General features: G+C 66.1%; 1 protein-coding gene. It reads left to right on the top strand.

What is annotated here, in order from left to right; all coding sequences use genetic code 11:
* Positions 1–121: 121 nt before the first annotated feature.
* Positions 122–1,504, top strand: a complete 1,383-nt coding sequence (locus ABZS43_RS36565; protein ID WP_355040588.1) for an IS1380 family transposase — start codon at positions 122–124, stop codon at positions 1,502–1,504.
* Positions 1,505–1,651: the final 147 nt, after the last annotated feature.

The raw sequence follows: 1,651 nt of genomic DNA, 5'->3' as shown, positions 1-1,651 counted from the left end.
TAGCCTCGGTCAATCACGCCGGATGAGCTGATAGCGGCTTTGAAATGGCGAAAGGTGCTCTGAACTGCGATAATTCGGCTTGCTTAGGGACGAATATCGAAGTTGTGGGAGCACCCTTCTGGTGAAGCAGTCTACGTCGTGGTACCCGTCGCTGAAAATTGACGGGGATGGTTCGGGTGTGGTGACCCAGGCCGGGGCGGTCGCGCTGGTGCGCACGGCGGCGCGGGTGGGTCTGGACCGAGCGTTGTCGCAGGTTCTGGCCTCGTGGCGGAAGCCTCTGGCTGTGCATGATCCGGGGAAGATTCTGTTGGATCTGGCGGTGTCGGTCGCGATCGGCGGTGACTGCGTCGCCGATGTGGCGTTGCTGCGCGGTGAACCGGGGGTGTTCGGTTCAGTAGCATCAGATCCCACGGTGTCCCGGTTGGTCACTGCGCTTGCTGCTGATGCACCCAAAGCGTTGGCCGCCATCGCCTCTGCCCGTGCCACCGCCCGCGCGGAGGCCTGGACCGCTGCCGGTGACCGGGCACCGGACTACGCGATCACCGCCGAGGATCCTCTGGCCATCGATCTGGATGCCAGCCTGCTCGACTCGCATTCGGAAAAAGAATGCGCGGCACCGACTTTCAAGAAAGGCTTCGGCTTCCACCCGCTGCTGGCGTTCGCCGACCACGGCGCGGGCGGCACCGGCGAACCCGTCGCCGAGCTGCTGCGGCCAGGCAACGCCGGCGCCAACACCGCCGCCGACCACAAGAAGGTCCTCGCCGCCGCCTTGGCGCAGTTGCCGTGGCAGCCAGGCTACCGAGTCGGCCGGAAAGTGCTGGTGCGCACCGATTCCGGTGGCGGCACCCACGAATTCGTCGACTACTGCACCGCCCGGCGAGTCCAGTATTCGCTGGGGTTCACTCTCACCGACACCATCGTCGAGGCAGTGAACCGGATCCCGAAAACCGTGTGGACCCCGGCCTACGACGCCGACGAGCAGGTCCGTGAAGGCGCGTGGATCGCCGAGGTCACCGGCATGCTCGATCTGACCGGCTGGCCCGCCGGCATGCGGCTCATCGTCCGCAAGGAGAGACCCCATCCCGGGGCTCAGCTGCGGTTCACCGACGTCGACGGCCTGCGGTTGACCGCGTTCGTCACCAACACCCGCACAGGTCAACTCCCCGACCTGGAGTTACGGCACCGCCGCCGCGCCCGCTGCGAGGACCGCATCCGCGCCGCCAAGGACACCGGGCTGCGCAACCTGCCGTTCAAATCCTTCGACGCGAACCGGATCTGGGTCGCGATCGTCGCGCTCGCCCTTGATCTGACCGCCTGGCTACAGACCGTTGCCCTGCACAACCATCGCGCCCGCCGATGGGAACCGAAAACGCTACGCCTGCAACTATTCTCGATCCCCGCGCGGATCTCCCGCCACGCCCGCCGCGTTCATCTGCGATTGTCGCGACATCACCGCGGCACCAGCCTGCTCCTGACCGCCATCGACCGCCTGCAACCAGGCTGACCAGTCCAAACCATCCCTACGACCACCGAAAGGACTCTCGTCCGGGCCAGTGGAACCCGGCAGCCCCCGCTGACCGGGCTACCCTGTGTTGCCCACCAGTCGCTGATCAGCGACCGAAAACAAATCCGAAACCGATCAGGCCCGGCC

Origin of the sequence: Nocardia sp. NPDC005366 (assembly GCF_040606855.1) — a bacterium.
Classification (GTDB): Bacteria; Actinomycetota; Actinomycetes; order Mycobacteriales; family Mycobacteriaceae; genus Nocardia.
Note: the sequence above shows the minus strand (reverse complement) of the source record. Positions and strands in the feature narration are given on the sequence as shown.